Source organism: Pseudomonas emilianonis, assembly GCF_023072625.1.
Lineage (GTDB): Bacteria > Pseudomonadota > Gammaproteobacteria > Pseudomonadales > Pseudomonadaceae > Aquipseudomonas > Aquipseudomonas paraveronii.
Genome location: NZ_JAKNRV010000100.1, coordinates 1 through 15,435 on the forward strand (window position 1 = coordinate 1; position 15,435 = coordinate 15,435).

The 15,435-nt window shown below is 59.1% G+C and carries 13 protein-coding genes and 2 pseudogenes; 6 read left to right on the forward strand and 9 right to left on the reverse strand.

Annotated elements, in window-relative coordinates; translation table 11 throughout:
* From rmuC to L9Z73_RS12755, 4 genes and pseudogenes are all read right to left on the reverse strand, one after another.
* Nucleotides 1–127 (reverse strand): annotated as a pseudogene (gene rmuC / locus L9Z73_RS12740) (DNA recombination protein RmuC); the annotation flags it as partial.
* A 210-nt stretch (nt 128–337) separates the two neighbouring features.
* Entirely contained in the window at nt 338–769 is a 432-nt protein-coding gene (locus tag L9Z73_RS12745; RefSeq protein ID WP_247401441.1) for an acyl-CoA thioesterase, read from the reverse strand.
* Between the two features lie 23 nt (nt 770–792).
* Nucleotides 793–2,730 carry a RecQ family ATP-dependent DNA helicase gene (locus tag L9Z73_RS12750; RefSeq protein WP_247401443.1) on the reverse strand — a complete coding sequence of 646 codons (1,938 nt, stop codon included), beginning with the start codon at nt 2,728–2,730 and terminating at the stop codon, nt 793–795.
* Between the two features lie 285 nt (nt 2,731–3,015).
* Nucleotides 3,016–4,191 (reverse strand): tetratricopeptide repeat protein, encoded by a 1,176-nt coding sequence (locus L9Z73_RS12755; protein ID WP_247401449.1) that lies wholly within the window; start codon nt 4,189–4,191, stop codon nt 3,016–3,018.
* 577 nt (nt 4,192–4,768) lie between these two features.
* Between L9Z73_RS12755 and L9Z73_RS12760 the strand changes: the two genes are divergently transcribed.
* Complete coding sequence (locus L9Z73_RS12760) at nt 4,769–5,410, forward strand: DUF1493 family protein (RefSeq protein ID WP_247401454.1); 642 nt, start codon at nt 4,769–4,771, stop codon at nt 5,408–5,410.
* An 86-nt stretch (nt 5,411–5,496) separates the two neighbouring features.
* Here the strand turns inward: L9Z73_RS12760 and L9Z73_RS12765 are convergent, their stop codons facing one another.
* Both L9Z73_RS12765 and hslO read right to left on the reverse strand, forming a co-directional pair.
* Nucleotides 5,497–7,038 (reverse strand): phosphoenolpyruvate carboxykinase, encoded by a 1,542-nt coding sequence (locus L9Z73_RS12765; protein ID WP_247401457.1) that lies wholly within the window; start codon nt 7,036–7,038, stop codon nt 5,497–5,499.
* Nucleotides 7,039–7,217: 179 nt separating this feature from the next.
* Nucleotides 7,218–8,120 (reverse strand): Hsp33 family molecular chaperone HslO, encoded by a 903-nt coding sequence (hslO, locus tag L9Z73_RS12770; RefSeq protein WP_247401459.1) that lies wholly within the window; start codon nt 8,118–8,120, stop codon nt 7,218–7,220.
* A gap of 126 nt (nt 8,121–8,246) precedes the next feature.
* Here hslO and L9Z73_RS12775 point away from each other — a divergent pair, with 126 nt between their 5' ends.
* Nucleotides 8,247–9,050, forward strand: a complete 804-nt coding sequence (locus L9Z73_RS12775) for a phosphatase PAP2 family protein (protein WP_247401461.1) — start codon at nt 8,247–8,249, stop codon at nt 9,048–9,050.
* A gap of 76 nt (nt 9,051–9,126) precedes the next feature.
* Here L9Z73_RS12775 and L9Z73_RS12780 read toward each other — a convergent pair whose 3' ends face one another.
* Entirely contained in the window at nt 9,127–9,534 is a 408-nt protein-coding gene (locus L9Z73_RS12780) for an RNA-binding S4 domain-containing protein (protein WP_247401464.1), read from the reverse strand.
* A gap of 116 nt (nt 9,535–9,650) precedes the next feature.
* Here L9Z73_RS12780 and L9Z73_RS12785 point away from each other — a divergent pair, with 116 nt between their 5' ends.
* From L9Z73_RS12785 to rimK, 3 genes are read left to right on the forward strand one after another with little or no spacing between them, the layout of a single operon-like run.
* A complete protein-coding gene (locus tag L9Z73_RS12785; protein WP_247401466.1) occupies nt 9,651–10,430 on the forward strand; it encodes an EAL domain-containing protein in 780 nt (259 codons plus the stop codon).
* Nucleotides 10,431–10,461: 31 nt separating this feature from the next.
* Nucleotides 10,462–10,926 (forward strand): ATP-dependent zinc protease family protein, encoded by a 465-nt coding sequence (locus L9Z73_RS12790; protein ID WP_373423811.1) that lies wholly within the window; start codon nt 10,462–10,464, stop codon nt 10,924–10,926.
* The gene (gene rimK / locus L9Z73_RS12795; RefSeq protein WP_049710586.1) at nt 10,923–11,828 is read left to right on the forward strand and encodes a 30S ribosomal protein S6--L-glutamate ligase; all 906 of its coding nucleotides are present in this window, start codon (nt 10,923–10,925) and stop codon (nt 11,826–11,828) included. The genes L9Z73_RS12790 and rimK overlap by 4 nt, the downstream gene beginning before the upstream one ends.
* A 76-nt stretch (nt 11,829–11,904) precedes the next feature.
* Here rimK and L9Z73_RS12800 read toward each other — a convergent pair whose 3' ends face one another.
* Together L9Z73_RS12800 and ompR are read right to left on the reverse strand one after the other, a co-directional pair.
* A complete protein-coding gene (locus tag L9Z73_RS12800; RefSeq protein ID WP_247401471.1) occupies nt 11,905–13,218 on the reverse strand; it encodes an ATP-binding protein in 1,314 nt (437 codons plus the stop codon).
* 117 nt (nt 13,219–13,335) lie between these two features.
* The gene (gene ompR, locus L9Z73_RS12805) at nt 13,336–14,076 is read right to left on the reverse strand and encodes a two-component system response regulator OmpR (protein ID WP_003213175.1); all 741 of its coding nucleotides are present in this window, start codon (nt 14,074–14,076) and stop codon (nt 13,336–13,338) included.
* A gap of 357 nt (nt 14,077–14,433) precedes the next feature.
* On the opposite strand from ompR, the pseudogene L9Z73_RS12810 reads away from it, so the two are divergent.
* A pseudogene (locus L9Z73_RS12810) lies at nt 14,434–15,405 on the forward strand (Tex-like N-terminal domain-containing protein); the annotation flags it as partial.
* Nucleotides 15,406–15,435: the final 30 nt, after the last annotated feature.

Consider the following 15,435-nt stretch of genomic DNA (forward strand, 5'->3'; position numbering starts at 1 on the left):
GGCCGATCACATCATCGTCCGCCGCCACATACTGTTGATAGGCGGTCAGGCTGACTTTGGAGTCCACCACCACCTGCTTGTCATCGGGCAACATAATCAGCACGTCCGGCTGGAAGCGCTCACCGTCGTTATGACCGGGATGATCACCGTGGCCGTGGGCATGCCTATGGGCATCGCAAGAACAAGCATCACTACCGTGATTGATCAGATCTAGAGAACACTGAAGAAACACTGTGGGAGGGGCGGTGCGACGATTCGACTTGCTCCCGATAGCCGAGTTTCAGTCACCCATGTGCTGGCTGATACACCGCTATCGGGGGCAAGCCCCCTCCCACAGTCAGGCCACCAACCGCTGCAACGCCTCGCGCAACATCCCCGGAATCGTCACCGGCTGGTTCGTTCCCCGATCCACAAACACATGCACAAAGCGCCCCGCCGCACAGGCGTCCTCCTCGCCAGCCTTGAATACCGCCAACTCATACTGCACCGAGCTGTTGCCCAACTTGCCGACACGCAGGCCAATTTCGATGCGCTCGGGAAAGGCGATGGACGCAAAGTAATCACACGCCGAGCTGACCACAAACCCCACCACCTCGCCGTCATGAATATCCAAGCCACCGTGTTCGATCAGGTAGGTATTCACTGCGGTGTCGAAGAAGCTGTAGTAGGTCACGTTGTTCACATGGCCATACACATCATTGTCGTGCCAACGCGTGATAATCGGCTGGAAGTGAGGGTAATCGGCGCGTTGGGGCATGGAGTCAGGCATGGGCACCTCTCGTAAAAGTGGGTTTACAGGTTATGCAAATGGGTTTCGGCCCACTCGCGCACCTCGGCGTAGGGGTAGTCCTCCAGCGCAGCAAAGCCAGGAATGCCGCGTGCCTTCAACTTGGTGAACAGCGGCACGCTGATACCACCCAGGAACCGCGTCAGCCGTTCGGCGCCGGGCAGTTGGCCGTTGTGCTCATGATGCCTGTGGATAAAATCACCGCACAGCGCCATGAAGTTTTTATCCACAAGCGGCGCCAGGCTCGGCGGCGCGGGCAAATGCGCGACATGGCCGTGACACACAGAACAATGCCCGCAGCGCTGCGGCGCCTTTTCATCACCAAAATACCGGGCCAGGCGTTGGCCCAGGCAGTGTTCGGTGGCGAACAGATCGAGCATCGCGTGAATCCGCGCCACTTCTGTGACCTCGTGTTGCTTGAAGCCTGTGTATAACTCGGCGCTCAACACCTGCGGGTCGAAATCGGTATTCAGCAGGCTGTAGACCTCCGTCATCTGCTTGCTTTCCAGCTCGATCAGGCCCTGTTCCTGGAAGTAATCCAGCGCTTTCACCACGCGATTGCGCTCAGCGTTGTGCTGTTGATAAAGCGCGTCGAAATCCACCGTCGCCCAGGTCTTGGCCCGCTTGCACACCTGGATGATCGCGGCGACAAACGCCTGCCGCTCCCCGGAAAACCGCGCCAGTAAAGCGTCGGGCTCGATCAGGTACTTGAACCGGTACTCAGCGTAAAACGCGTAGCGCGGCGCGATCACACCTTTGAGCTCCAATTGCACCAGCAGCGTTTTGAGGGGCAGCTCGCGGATGTTGCTGTGGTCCGACAGCGACCGCAACAGAAACTCCCACTGCCCGTCCCCTCGCGCCGCCTGTAACTCTTCCAGTACACGGCGAATGCCTTCCTGCTCGGGCGTGTCGCCGTACACGAAGTTTTCCAGCACATTGAGGCTGTCGCGGTTGGCGAGCACCAGGCAATCCGAGGGTTGCCCGTCACGCCCGGCACGGCCGATTTCCTGGCTGTAGTTCTCGATGGATTTGGGCAGGTCGAAATGCACCACATTGCGGATATCGCTCTTGTCGATGCCCATGCCAAACGCGATGGTGGCGACGATGCAATTGGAGCGCCCGCCCATGAAGCGCTGCTGGATGCCCTCGCGTTTGTCGTGGGGCAAGCCGGCGTGATACGCCTCGGCCTGGATGCCATTGCGATTCAAGTGGTCGGCGATCTGTTCGGCGGTTTTCTGCAACGTGACGTAGACGATGCTCGGTTGGTTGGGCCGCTCGCTCATCCATTGCACCAGCCGCCGACGCTTGTCCGCGCCGCTCACCGGCTCGACCAACAGGTTGAGGTTCGGCCGGTAGAAGCCCGTGGTGATCACGTCGTCAGGCGCAATGGCGAACTTGGCCTGCATATCGGCAATCACCTTGGGCGTCGCCGTAGCCGTCAGCAGCAGCGCTTGTGGGATATTGAACTGACGCTGGTAGTCCGGCAGCTTCAAATAGTCCGGACGGAAGTTGTGGCCCCATTCGGAAATACAGTGCGCCTCATCCACCACCAGCAACGAAATGGGCACGCTTTGCAGGAAGTTGCGAAAACGCTCGTTCTTCAAGCGCTCCACAGAAATCATCAGGATTTTCAACTCACCCGAACGCGCACGAGCCATCACCTCATTGGCCTCATCGCGGCTTTGCGCCGAATCGATACTGCCGGCCGAGATGCCATGGCGTTGCAGGAAACCCAACTGGTCCTGCATCAGCGCCAGCAACGGCGACACCACCAGCGTCAGGTGCGGTAGCAACACAGCCGATAACTGGTAACACAGGGACTTGCCCGACCCGGTAGGGAAAATTGCCGCCGCCGAACGACCGGCCAGCACAGCGCTGACCGCCGCTTCCTGGCCCAAACGAAACTGTGGATAACCAAAGACCTGCTGGAGGGTGTCGTGCATAAGCTGTCACTCCATTGACCGCTGAAGGTGGCTCAAAAACATAGCCTGGGATGTTCAGCGAATCGAGATAGGTCGCAAGGAAAAAAGAGACCGGATGATACACAGGCTGGGGCAATGGCCTTGGGCCAAATGCGACAAGTTCGACGGTGTAAGTAGGAACATCACAAACCAAATGTGGGAAGGGGATTGCTCCCGATGGCGGTTTATCAGTCAGAAATTAATCGACTGAATTACCGCCATCGGGAGCACCCCCCTCCCACACCTTAGAACGGCCCTACAGCTAAATCAGCGGTTCTGCACGCGCTCGATAGCCGTGTCATACACCGGATTGGCCTTCTGCTCCTTGGCCAACTGGTAATGACGCAACGCATCCGCGAACTGCCCCGCCGCTTCGTAGATCCGCGCAATGTTGTAGTAGGCGCCGGCACGCACGGTCGCGGCATTGGCGCCGGTAGCGAGGGCGATCGCCTTGCGGTTGGCCCAGATCGACTCGGCGGTGTTGCCAGCCTTCTGATACGCCAGACCCAGGTTGCCGTAGGCTTTGCCGAAGCTATTGTCCAGGTCGATGGCCTGACGGAACAGGTCGATGGCTTCATCCAGCTTGCCAGCCTGGTAGGCCGCTTCACCTTGCAGATTCAGACGCTTCGCATCGGTTTGCGCGGAAGAGCTGACAGCCACGGCCGCGACTGCAACGCTGTCATCCAGCAACGGTTTGACTTCATTGAGCACGTCCTTGGCTTCCACCTTCACACCGCTGAAGGTGTTGATGTCTTGGAAGTCACCGCTACCGGTCATGCGGAACACTGTCCACAGGTTACCGCTGCGGTTTTTCGGCACGTAATAGGTACGCACAAGGGACTGGCCCATGTACACAAACACCTTGGCCTCACTGTTGGACAGCTGACGCGAACCTGGGTTGGCGATGTTGGTGAAGTCATGCACGGCATACACGTAGCTTTCGCCGAAGTGTTTTTTCTGCAGGGTGATGGTTTCCGGGCCGTAGCTGTCGACGTCGTCCACATCCAGCTCGGCATCGGCACCCTGCTGATTCTCGAAGTAGATGTTGTTGCCGGGGAAAATCATGTGGGAGTCGAGGTCTTCCGGGGTCTTGCCCCAGGTCAGCACCACACGCAGGCCGTCGAGGTTCTCCATCACTGGGCTGATGGCGTAGGTCATGCCTGCACACGGGCACTTCACTACCAGGTTGGAATAGCCGGGCTTCTTGATGATCAACAGGTTGCTGGCATCATCGGCCGCTTCGCTGGTGAGAGTCACCTGGCCCTGGGCGTTGGTACGGCCCACTACGTTCTGTGCGCCGTTACGTTGCAGCAGGACTTCGGCGTCGGCGATTTTCTGGTCCTTGACCACCGCACTGAGCACCTCGATCGGCAACTGCTCGGCCTGGATCGAAAAAGCCACTGCACACAATGACATCGCCGAAGCGACACGAAGCAAACCCATGCTTAACTCCCTTTAAGTAGTGGACGGAATCGTCCTACAAGATTTTGCGGTGAAACATACGCTGAATTTAGAGCGCTGGCAGAATTTTTCTACAGATTGTGATGTGGTTTTATCGAGCACTTGGTACTACGCCAAGATCAGCTTTTGCCTTGGAGGACGGGCAAACGCAGCGCCCACAATTGATTGGTTTTACCCGGCAAGTCGCTAGCGAAATAAAAAATGCCGGAAGCACCTGTAAGAAACCGTCAAATACAGCGTAATCCTCTTCCTAAATCGCTTCAAACACCCGCTTGGCCCTCTATAGAAGTGACCTGCGGCTGACTGAAAATAGCGTCCTCTCAACTATTTCGGCAAAAGCCCGTGAATTTAGAAAGGACTCAATACATCGGTCATTACGGCGTCACGCTCTCCGTGATTCGCTTCACCGTAAAGCCTAACGGCAAGCAAGCGCTCAGCGATTTGATATCTCGCAAACCCCGCAACTTGCATAGCGCAGACATCATCATCGGCCTCGATGCCCAGGCGAGCGGTGGCATAGACCCTCAGCGCTCAAGCATCTCAATGCACGTGTATTCAAATGAACCATAATCAATGGCTTTACCTACAGACGGCGCTATTTCTTGCCTTCTATTTATTGCTTTACTACAAAATCACCGACTGCACGCTAAGAAGGCGTTTCGCCGTTACCTTCGTCGTCACTGGGTTAGTCCTTTTGTTCTGGCTACCCTACGTCGCCATCATCCTTAGCATTCAACTCCTTCCTCTAGCCCTGTTCTTGATAGGCTTGGCACTCTTCATCACCCGAAACAAATTTCGCCTCAAACGCAACCATCCCCCTCACCCTCTCCTGCGTGCTCCCACCATGAACCTGGCTCCCAACTTCCCCGAAGACCCCGTCATGCAGCAGCTCCTGCAACTGCTGCACGAAGAAATCGGCCTGCCGAAACACAAGACCATTCGCCTCGAAACCTCACTCAACTTCGACCTCGGCTGCGACGGCAGCGAGGCCAAGCAACTCATGGAAGCACTGGAGCAGGAATTTTCCCTCGATCTGGGCGACTACGACACTTATCGTTACTTCAACCCACCGGTGTTTGATGTATTTCTCAAGCGGCGAGCCAAGGGGCGTGGCGAAAAGGTGCCGCTGACCATCGGCATGCTTTATCTGGCGATCAAGACCCACAGCTGGGACACGCAGACGCTGGAAAACCTGAGCTAACCGGCAAAACAGCCGCAGGCGCCAACTGACCGTTCGCGCAAAAAAAAACCGCCCACATGGGGCGGCCTTTTCACAACGACCGAATCTTACAACTTCGGACCCGCCGCCTTGATCGCATCGCTCACGTCAAACTTCTTGAAGTTCTCAACGAACAAACCCGCCAGCGCCTTCGCCGCTTCGTCGTAGGCAGCCTTGTCAGCCCAGGTGTTACGTGGGTTCAACAGGCCGGTCTCAACGCCCGGCACAGCCAATGGCACGTCCAGGTTGATGGTGTTGAGGTGTTCGGTTTCAACGCCGATCAACGCGCCGCTCTGGATCGCTGCGATCACGCCACGGGTGGTCGGGATGTTGAAGCGTTGGCCGACGCCATAACCACCGCCGGTCCAGCCGGTGTTGACCAGGTAGACCTTGGAGCCGAAACCGCGGATGCGCTTGATCAGCAGCTCGGCGTATTCGCCGGCCGGGCGTGGGAAGAACGGCGCGCCGAAGCAGGTCGAGAAGGTCGACTTGATGCCACCGCCCGAACCCATTTCGGTCGAGCCCACCAGTGCGGTGTAGCCGGACAGGAAGTGGTAGGCCGCTTGTTCTTCGCTGAGGATCGACACAGGCGGCAGTACGCCGGTCAGGTCGCAGGTCAGGAAGATCACAGCGTTTGGCTCGCCGCCGAGGTTCTTCTCGGAACGCTTGGCTACGTGCTCAAGCGGGTAGGCGGCGCGGCTGTTCTGGGTCAGGCTGACATCGCTGTAGTCGGCGTGCCCGGCCTCGTCGATAACGACGTTTTCCAGTACGGCACCGTGCTTGATGGCTTTCCAGATAACCGGCTCGTTCTTCTCGGACAGGTCGATGCACTTGGCATAGCAACCGCCTTCGATGTTGAACACCACGCCCTCGCCCCAGCCGTGTTCGTCGTCACCGATCAGGTAACGGCTTTCGTCTGCGGACAGAGTGGTCTTGCCAGTGCCGGACAGACCGAAGAACAGGGTCACGTCGCCTGCTTCGCCGATGTTGGCGGCGCAGTGCATCGGCAGTACGTCGGCGGCCGGCAGCAGGAAGTTCTGCACCGAGAACATGGCTTTCTTCATTTCACCGGCGTAAAGCATGCCGGCGATCAGCACTTTTTTCTGGGCGAAGTTGAGGATCACGCAACCGTCGGAGTTGGTGCCATCACGCTCAGGCACGCACTCGAAGTTGGCCACGTTGAGCACTTGCCACTCGTCACGGCCGGCCGGGTTGTACTGGGCCGGGTTGATGAACAGGCAAAGCCCGAACAGGTTATGCCAGGCAGTCTGGGTGGTCATCTTCACGGCCAGGTAGTGGTCTTCGGAAGCCCCTACATGGACGTGGGAAACAAAATGCTCTTGCGCGTTGTTGAATGCCTCGACGCGAGCCCACAGGGCATCGAACTTGTCGGCCGGGAACTTGCGGTTGATCGGGCCCCAGGCAATGGCGTCCTGGGTCGAAGGCTCTTCAACGATGAAACGGTCGACTGGCGAACGGCCGGTACGGTGACCGGTTTCTACGACCAGCGCGCCAGTATCGGCAAGCACGCCTTCACCGCGCTGCAGGGCTTCTTTGACCAGATCGTCAACACTCAGATCGGTGTATACGGCGTTATTGGCTTGCGTCATGAGGTTCCCCGTCGGCCTATGGCCGAGTGCTCCAAACGTTTTGTAGTAGAAAGTTGCGCACTACTACCGCGAAAAAAGTGGGCCGGATTATGCCAGAAAAGCCCGAAAAAAGTAGGGTCCTCCCGTCAGAACAGCGCAAATCCGGCGTTTGTCAGGTGATTTACCTGTGCTTAAACGTTTTAGTGGCGGGTATCAGAGGGAGTGTCGATACCAGCGCCAGCGAACAATTGGACGATATCAGCGGCATCGAACAGGTACCGCTGGTTGCAGAACTGGCAGTCGATCTCGATATGACCACCGTGTTCCACCACCAGGTTTTGCGCATCTTCCAGGCCGAGGCTGACCAGCGCATTCGCCGAACGCTCGCGGGAGCAACTGCAATGGAAGCGCAGGCCCTGCGCATCGAACAGGCGCACAGCCTCTTCGTGGTACAGGCGGTGCAGGATGGTTTCGTTGTCCAGGGCCAGCAATTCTTCAGCGGTCAGGGTGCCGGCCAGGGCGGTGAGGTTGCGCCAGCTTTCAGTGCGGTCGTCGTCATCCTTGATGCGGTCGGCGGGCAACTGTTGCAGCAACAGGCCACGGGCGCGCTTGCCGTCGGCGTTGAGCCAGAAACGCGTGCCAATCTGCTGGGACATGACGAAATAGTTGGTGAAGCAGTCCGACAGGTTTTCGCCGTCGAGGTCGACGATGCCCTGGTAACGCTGGCCTTCGGTCGGGTCGACGGTGAGCGCCAGCACGCCGTTGGGCATCAGGTCGGCCAGGGTGGCGTCAGGGGCGATCAGCTCAGCGTCATACCGGGCCAGACCACGGATCTCACGCTCGCTGGAACACTCGATCATCAGCAACGGGACCGGACCTTCGGAGCGGGCTTGCAGGATCAGCAAGCCGTCGAATTTCATGCTGCCTACCAGCAGCGCCGCAGCAGCCATCAACTCACCGAGCAGTTGCGCGACCGGCTCCGGATAGGGGTGCTTGGCGAGGACTTCGGCATAGCTGCGCTCCAGCGAGACCAGTTCGCCACGGGCGTCGTTCTCGTCAAAGATGAAGCGTTGGGTAAAGTCAGTGTCCGGTAAATCAGTCATAGGTCTAGGTATCTGAATTGATGACAAAATTATTACAAGTTTTATAAAATTGAACGCTTTAGCACCCTCTGGGTGCGGCTTTCTCCTGGAAACAGAGAGCTTATATAGAGCGAAGAGGGACAGTTTATGAACAATCCGGGTTTGTTCCAAGCCAAGTGGAACCTCCGGCGATGGGCTCTTTGCAATTTACTCGCAATCGGGCTGCTGTGTTTTTGGCTATGGCCCGCGGGCCAGATGCTGTGCATGTTTTTCGACGAGTGGCTGTTTCACCTGCTCAATGCCCCGCTGGCAAGCAATTCAACCTGGCTGCATATCTGGGCTGTGGCCAGCCTTAGGCCGTTTGATGCAGTGGTCGGCGTGATTCTGCTGACGCTGTTGATTCGCGGCGATTGGGTGTTCAAGGCGGTGCAGGTGCGCCAGGCGCTCTTGGGATTTTTTGGGATTTTGCTGTTGTTGCTGTTTATCCGCATGCTGTTTTCCAAACTCGCGGCGCCGATGGGCTGGCAACACAGTAGCCCTTCGATGGTGCTCAGCGGCGCGATTCAGATGAGCGAGTATTTCCCTGGGCTGGAGAAAACCTGGGAGTTGAAAGACCGTTCGAGCCAGAGTTTCCCGGGGGATCATGCTTCGGTGTTGCTGATCTGGGGGATGTTCATGACGGCATTCGCCCAGCGCCTGGGCCAGGTGCTGGTGATCTGGGGCCTGGCGCTGTTGTTCATGACGCCGCGGCTGGTGGCGGGGGCGCATTGGGGGCAGGACGATTATATCGGCGGGGTGCTGCTGGCAATGCTGGCACTGGGGTGGGGGTATTACACGCCGTTTGCAGCCAAGGTGTCGGGGGTGTTGCTACGGCTGACCGCGCCGGTGTTCGGGTTACTCGGCAAGCTACCGGTGATTGGCCGATTGAGCGTCATGCGCACACCCTCCTGACGCTAAGAACTCATGTGGAAGCGGGCTTGCCCGCTCCCGCATGGGTTGATCTGTTTTGTGCTGAAGATTTGCGCGGTCAATCGTCATTACCACTGCCGCGAAACTTGAACAGGTCACGGCGCTGCTTCTTGCTCGGCTTGCCATCGGTGGTCATGCCTGTGGCACCGGCCTTGCGCATGGCCGCTGCGTTTTCGCGCTTGGCAATGCTGGCTTCGGTCTCGGCGTACAGCGCCTGCGCTTCGGGCGCGCCACGGCGCACGGCGGAAAGCGCCTGGACCACGACAGTTTTTTCGTCAAACCCTATACGAATCTGCAACTCATCGCCGACGCGCGGCTCTTTGCCCGGCTTGCAGCGTTCGCCGCGATGATGCACCTTGCCACTCTCGATAGCGGCCTTGGCCAAGGCACGGGTTTTATAGAAACGCGCCGCCCATAGCCACTTGTCCAGACGGATTTTGTCTTCCTCTGCCTGCTTCTGAGCCACTTGAATTCCTCGTTCTGAAAAATGCCGCAACTTTACTGTTGAAACGCTTCGACGCATAAACCCCAAGGCTCACCTAAGATACGCCAGGTAGCCGCCTGTTTTCGCGAGGATACGCTGTGACCGACTTCCCGACTTCACTCACCTCGCCCGACCAGCGTTGCGTGGGCTGCCAGCAAAGCGAGCCCTTGGGTTTTGATTTTGCATTCGCCTACCAACCGATCGTAGACCTTCGCGACCATTCGGTTTTTGCCCACGAAGCCTTGGTGCGAGGCATGCAGGGCGAGGGTGCGTTGTCGGTGCTGGCCCAGGTCAGCGATAGCAACCGCTACCGTTTCGACCAGCGCTGCCGCACCAAAGCGATCGCTGGCGCCGCCGCCCTGGGGATGCAAACCTATCTTTCCATCAATTTCATGCCCAACGCGGTGTATCGACCCGAGCTGTGCATTCGCAGCACCCTGGAGGCCGCCCGCACGCACAATTTTCCGCTGAACCAGCTGATTTTCGAGACACTGGAAAGCGAGCACATAGATAACCATCGCCATTTGACGAATATTCTGCGTGAATACCGCGAATTCGGCTTCAAAACTGCCATCGACGATTTCGGCGCGGGCTATTCGGGGCTGAACCTACTGGCCGATTTCCAACCTGACTTGATCAAACTCGACATGGCGCTGATCCGCAATGTCGACCAGGATCGTGTCCGCCAGGTCATCGTCCAGGGGATTGTCACAATCTGTGAGCAGTTGGGCGTTACTGTCATCGCTGAAGGTATTGAAAGTGCCGGTGAACGTGACTTCCTGTCCGACTGTGGAATATTTCTGATGCAGGGCTACTGGTTCGCCAAACCCGCATTCAACGCGCTGGCCGAGGTTTCCCCTCAAGCCTGGGCGAATTGACCGGTTACCCATATTGAAGACATTTGACCATTTGACCGTTGTCGGTCTGCGTGAGTGGGTGGCACTTCCCGACTTGGGAGTGGCTGGCCTGCGCGCGAAGATCGACACCGGAGCCAGTACCTCAAGCCTGCACGCCACCGATATCGAGCCCTTCGAGCGAAACGGTGAGAAATGGGTGCGTTTTACCGCACACCTGGGCAGCGTCGTGCAGTTGCGTCACCGCCGCTGCGAAGCGCCGCTGATGGCGATGAAAACCATCAAGAGCTCCAATGGTCATGCGCAGGTGCGCTATGTGATCAGCACCACCCTGGCATTGGGCGACCGGGTCTGGCGGGTCGAATTCACCCTCGCCTGCCGCAAGGCCATGCGCTACCGCCTGCTCCTCGGTTCCAAAGCGCTGATTGACGGCCAGTTGGTGGTCAATCCCGGCGTCAAGTACGTTCAAGACAAGCCGGTGTTCCCGGTCTCTACTATTTCTGCCCCAGGTGCTGCATGAAGATTGCTGTGCTGTCGCGAAACCCGCGCCTATATTCCACCCGCCGCCTGGTCGAGGCCGGCACCGAACGCGGCCATGAAATGGTGGTGATCGACACGTTGCGTGCGTATATGAACATTGCCAGCCATAAGCCGCAGATCCACTACCGCGGCAAACCACTGGAAGGCTTTGACGCGGTAATCCCGCGTATCGGCGCCTCGGTGACCTTTTATGGCTGCGCGGTGCTGCGCCAGTTTGAAATGATGGGCGTCTCCCCGCTGAATGAATCCGTCGCGATTGCGCGCTCACGGGACAAGCTGCGCTCGCTGCAATTGCTCTCGCGCCGGGGTATCGGCCTGCCGGTTACCGGCTTTGCCCACTCCCCGGACGACATTCCCGACCTGATCGAAATGGTCAACGGCGCGCCGCTGGTGATCAAGGTGCTGGAAGGCACCCAGGGCATCGGCGTGGTGCTGTGCGAAACCGCCACGGCGGCGGAGTCGGTGATCGAGGCGTTCATGGGCCTCAAGCAGAACATCATGGTGCAGGAATACATCAAGGAGGCCGGCGGTGCGGATATCCGCTGCTTCGTGGTCGGCGACAAGGTGATTGCCGCGATGAAGCGCCAGGCCAAGCCTGGGGAGTTCCGCTCCAACCTGCACCGTGGCGGCAGCGCCAGCCTGATCAAGATCACCCCCGAAGAACGCATGACCGCGCTACGGGCGGCCAAGGTCATGGGGTTGAGCGTGGCGGGTGTGGATATCCTGCGCTCCAACCATGGCCCACTGGTGATGGAAGTCAATTCATCACCCGGCCTGGAAGGCATCGAGACCACCACCGGCAAGGATGTGGCGGGGATCATCATTCAGCATCTGGAGAAGAGTGGTGGGGCGAATATGACCAGGACCAAAGGCAAGGGCTAATCGCGTAACACCTTAAACACGCTGAAGAACCCATGAGGGAGCGGGCTTGCCCGCTCCCTCATTTGATCCTGGTTGTTTAAACCGCATCTCTGGGCAACATCAACCCCAACGGCAAGCGCACCCGTGCTTCAAGCCCGCCGTTCTCGCGATTGCGCAACTCAACATTGCCGCCATGCATCGAGGCAATCCGCCGCACAATCGCCAGCCCCAAACCGGTGCCCTTGCCACCCCGAGCGCGGTCGCCACGGGTGAAGGGGTTAAAAATGCCTTCCAGCTCGGCCGGGTCGATACCGGCCCCCCGATCCATCACGCTCAGCACCACATAGGGCGCAGCACTGTCACCGGAGACATACGCCGCCACTTCCACATCCGAGCCGGCGTGGTGCAAGGCGTTGCCGATCAGGTTGTTCAGCAGGCGCTTCATCGAGACCCGACGCAACGCAAACGGCTGGATCGGCTCCAGGCGCATGCGCACCTGCTCGCCATTCTGGTTGTAAGGCGCCACCACCTCGCGCACCAGGTCCGTCAGGTCGACGACTTCCACCACCTCGTCACGGCCGTCGCGGATAAATGCCAGGAACTGGTCAAGAATCGCATCCATGTCCTCGATATCACGCACCATGTCATCCGTGAGATCGGTATGGTCGCCCATCAACTCCAGGGACAGCCGCAAACGCGTCAAGGGCGTGCGCAAGTCATGGGACACGCCCGCGAGCATCAGCTCGCGCTCGCGCCCGGCCTGTTCGACATCCTCGGCCATCTGGTTGAACGCACTGTATACCTCGGTCATCTCACTGGGCGTGTCGCTGACCGGCAGGCGCACACTGCGCCCCTGTCCCAACTGGCGGGCGGCAAACACCAGGCGTTTAAGCGGTTGATTGAGCTGGCGCACGAAAATCCACGCCGATGCCGTTGAAAGCAAGCCGATAGCCAGGAACCAGCCCAGCACGTTCCAGATCTTCTGCCCTCGCAAAGGGTGCGGATACAGCGGCACCTTCAGCCAATCTTCCCCCAGGCTCGGCGCGCGCACCCAGAGTGCGGGTGACACATGCATACGCAACCGCACTTCGGTGTCGTCGCCCAGTTCCGCCTGCATCTGGCGCTGGTAAATCTCACTGTAGGGCCAATGTTGCTCGCCTTCCGGCACACCTGCACCCGCCACGCGCACCAGCGTGGCCGCCTTGGCGATTTTCTCGCGGTTCTCGGGGTCGGCCGCCCAATAGGCGCGCAGGGTCAGGGCGACACCGTGGCTGTACTGTCGATCCACCAGCACGTCTTCGTTCATCAGCAGATAAACCAGCGTGAGTGCCTTGGAAAACAGAACGACGATAAGCACCAGCCAAAGGGTGCGGGAGAAGAAACTTTGCGGGAACCACAGCGGGGTTTTCATAGGAAACAGCTAGACACCTTGCAGGAACGAGCAGCGCTCGCAGAATTGCAGACGCAGGACATCCCGTCGACCCTCACGGAGCCAAACGCCAGGATGCCCGCCCCTGCAAATCATCGGTCACTTGGTTGCAGTGCCATCCGGCACAAACACATACCCCACGCCCCACACCGTCTGGATATAACGCGGCTTGGACGGGTCCGGCTCGATCATTCGACGCAGACGAGAGATCTGCACGTCGATGGAGCGCTCCAAAGCGTCCCATTCCCGACCACGGGCCAGGTTCATCAGTTTGTCGCGGGTCAGCGGCTGGCGCGCGTTCATCACCAGCGCCTTGAGCACGGCGAACTCGCCGGTGGTCAGCATGTGGACTTCATCGCCACGCTTGAGCTCACGGGTGGCCAGCGACAGCTCGTAATCGCCGAAGGTGACGCTTTCGTCCTCGCTGCCCGGTGCGCCCGGCACCGGCGCTGCCTGGCGACGTAATACGGCCTTAACCCGCGCCATCAGCTCGTCCGGGTTGAACGGCTTGGCCAGGTAGTCATCAGCGCCCAGTTCGAGTCCCTTGATGCGGCTCAGCTCATCGCCCTTGGCGGTGAGCATGATGATCGGAATCTGGTTGTTCGCGCCGCGCAGGCGTTTGCAGGCGGTGAGGCCGTCTTCACCGGGCAACATCAGGTCGAGCACGACCAGGTTGAACACCTCACGCCCCAACAGGCGGTCCATCTGCTCGGTGTTCGGCACCGCGCGGGCACGGTAGCCCTTGGAGTTGAAAAAACGCTCCAGCAGGCTGCTCAGCCCCGGATCGTCATCAACGATGAGAATTTTTTCGCCTTCAGCAGTTTGTGCAGTGCTGCTCATTGGATGCTCCTCTTATCTCGGCGCGCATTATGGCCTAGCTGCCGTTATACGCACCGAGTGCATTGTTAGCAGATTTTTCCTCTACTGCCAGCGAACCCGCGCCCTACAACCTGTGGCGCAGTACCCCCCAAGGACAGAACGCTGGTTATAATGCGGCGCCCTCGTGCAGGGCAACGTCAGATCGTTACCGTTTACTGCCGGGCTTTTTTTACCCGCTTGTCGTGATTTTTTCGATTTCGAGGGTCAATAGGCAGCCTCTTGACCCAGGCAGCGGCGCCAGTCGGGCCGCTCAACCAGCCTCGCAGGGCCTTGTTTTTCCGGGCCTGCGAACTGCTTTTAAGAATTTCAGGTGGTTTTATGGACAGCATCAACAGCCGCATCGCCGAGGAACTCGGTGTACGCCCCCAACAGGTCGAAGCGGCCGTCGCTCTACTGGATGAGGGCTCCACGGTGCCCTTCATCGCCCGTTACCGAAAAGAAGTGACCGGCAGCCTCGACGACATTCAACTGCGGCACCTGGAAGAGCGCCTGCGCTACCTGCGAGAACTCGACGAACGGCGCATCAGCATCCTCGCCAGCATCACGGAACAGGGCAAGCTGACCCCGCAATTGGAACGCGACATCAAACTCGCCGATACCAAGACCCGCCTCGAAGACCTCTACCTGCCGTACAAACAGAAGCGCCGCACCAAGGGCCAGATCGCCCTGGAAGCCGGCCTCGGCGACCTGGCCGACGGTCTGTTCAACGACCCCTCGCTGACCCCGGACACCGAAGCCGCGCGCTTCATCGACGCCGAAAAAGGTGTCGCCGACGTCAAGGCCGCCCTCGAAGGCGCCAAGTACATCCTGATGGAGCGCTTCGCCGAAGACGCCAGCCTGCTGGAAAAGCTGCGCACCTACCTGAAGCAGGAAGCCATCCTCAGCGCCCGTGTGATCGCCGGCAAAGAGGAAGAAGGCGCCAAGTTCCGCGACTACTTCGAACACGACGAACCGCTCAAGAGCATGCCGTCCCACCGCGCCCTGGCGATTTTCCGCGGCCGCAACGAAGGCATTCTCAGCTCCTCGCTGAAAGTCGGCGACGAACTGCCGGGCACCATGCACCCGTGCGAAGGCATGATCGGTCAACAATTCGGCATCCAGAATCAGAACCGTCCTGCGGACAAGTGGCTCGGTGAAGTCGTGCGCTGGACCTGGAAGGTCAAGCTCTACACCCACCTGGAAACCGACCTGCTCGGCGAGTTGCGTGACGGCGCCGAAACCGAAGCGATCAACGTATTCGCCCACAACCTGCACGACCTGCTGCTGGCCGCACCGGCCGGCCCGCGATCCGCGACATCTACAACGACGCGGTGCTGAACA

Excerpts from the sequence above, each read along its gene's own strand:
- L9Z73_RS12745 (WP_247401441.1), bottom strand. The coding sequence starts at position 769 with ATGCCTGACTCCATGCCCCAACGCGCCGATTACCCTCACTTCCAGCCG.
- L9Z73_RS12775 (WP_247401461.1), top strand. The coding sequence starts at position 8,247 with ATGAACAATCCGGGTTTGTTCCAAGCCAAGTGGAACCTCCGGCGATGG.
- L9Z73_RS12800 (WP_247401471.1), bottom strand. The coding sequence starts at position 13,218 with ATGAAAACCCCGCTGTGGTTCCCGCAAAGTTTCTTCTCCCGCACCCTT.
- L9Z73_RS12765 (WP_247401457.1), bottom strand. The coding sequence starts at position 7,038 with ATGACGCAAGCCAATAACGCCGTATACACCGATCTGAGTGTTGACGAT.
- hslO (WP_247401459.1), bottom strand. The coding sequence starts at position 8,120 with ATGACTGATTTACCGGACACTGACTTTACCCAACGCTTCATCTTTGAC.
- L9Z73_RS12755 (WP_247401449.1), bottom strand. The coding sequence starts at position 4,191 with ATGGGTTTGCTTCGTGTCGCTTCGGCGATGTCATTGTGTGCAGTGGCT.
- rimK (WP_049710586.1), top strand. The coding sequence starts at position 10,923 with ATGAAGATTGCTGTGCTGTCGCGAAACCCGCGCCTATATTCCACCCGC.
- L9Z73_RS12750 (WP_247401443.1), bottom strand. The coding sequence starts at position 2,730 with ATGCACGACACCCTCCAGCAGGTCTTTGGTTATCCACAGTTTCGTTTG.
- L9Z73_RS12760 (WP_247401454.1), top strand. The coding sequence starts at position 4,769 with ATGAACCATAATCAATGGCTTTACCTACAGACGGCGCTATTTCTTGCC.
- ompR (WP_003213175.1), bottom strand. The coding sequence starts at position 14,076 with ATGAGCAGCACTGCACAAACTGCTGAAGGCGAAAAAATTCTCATCGTT.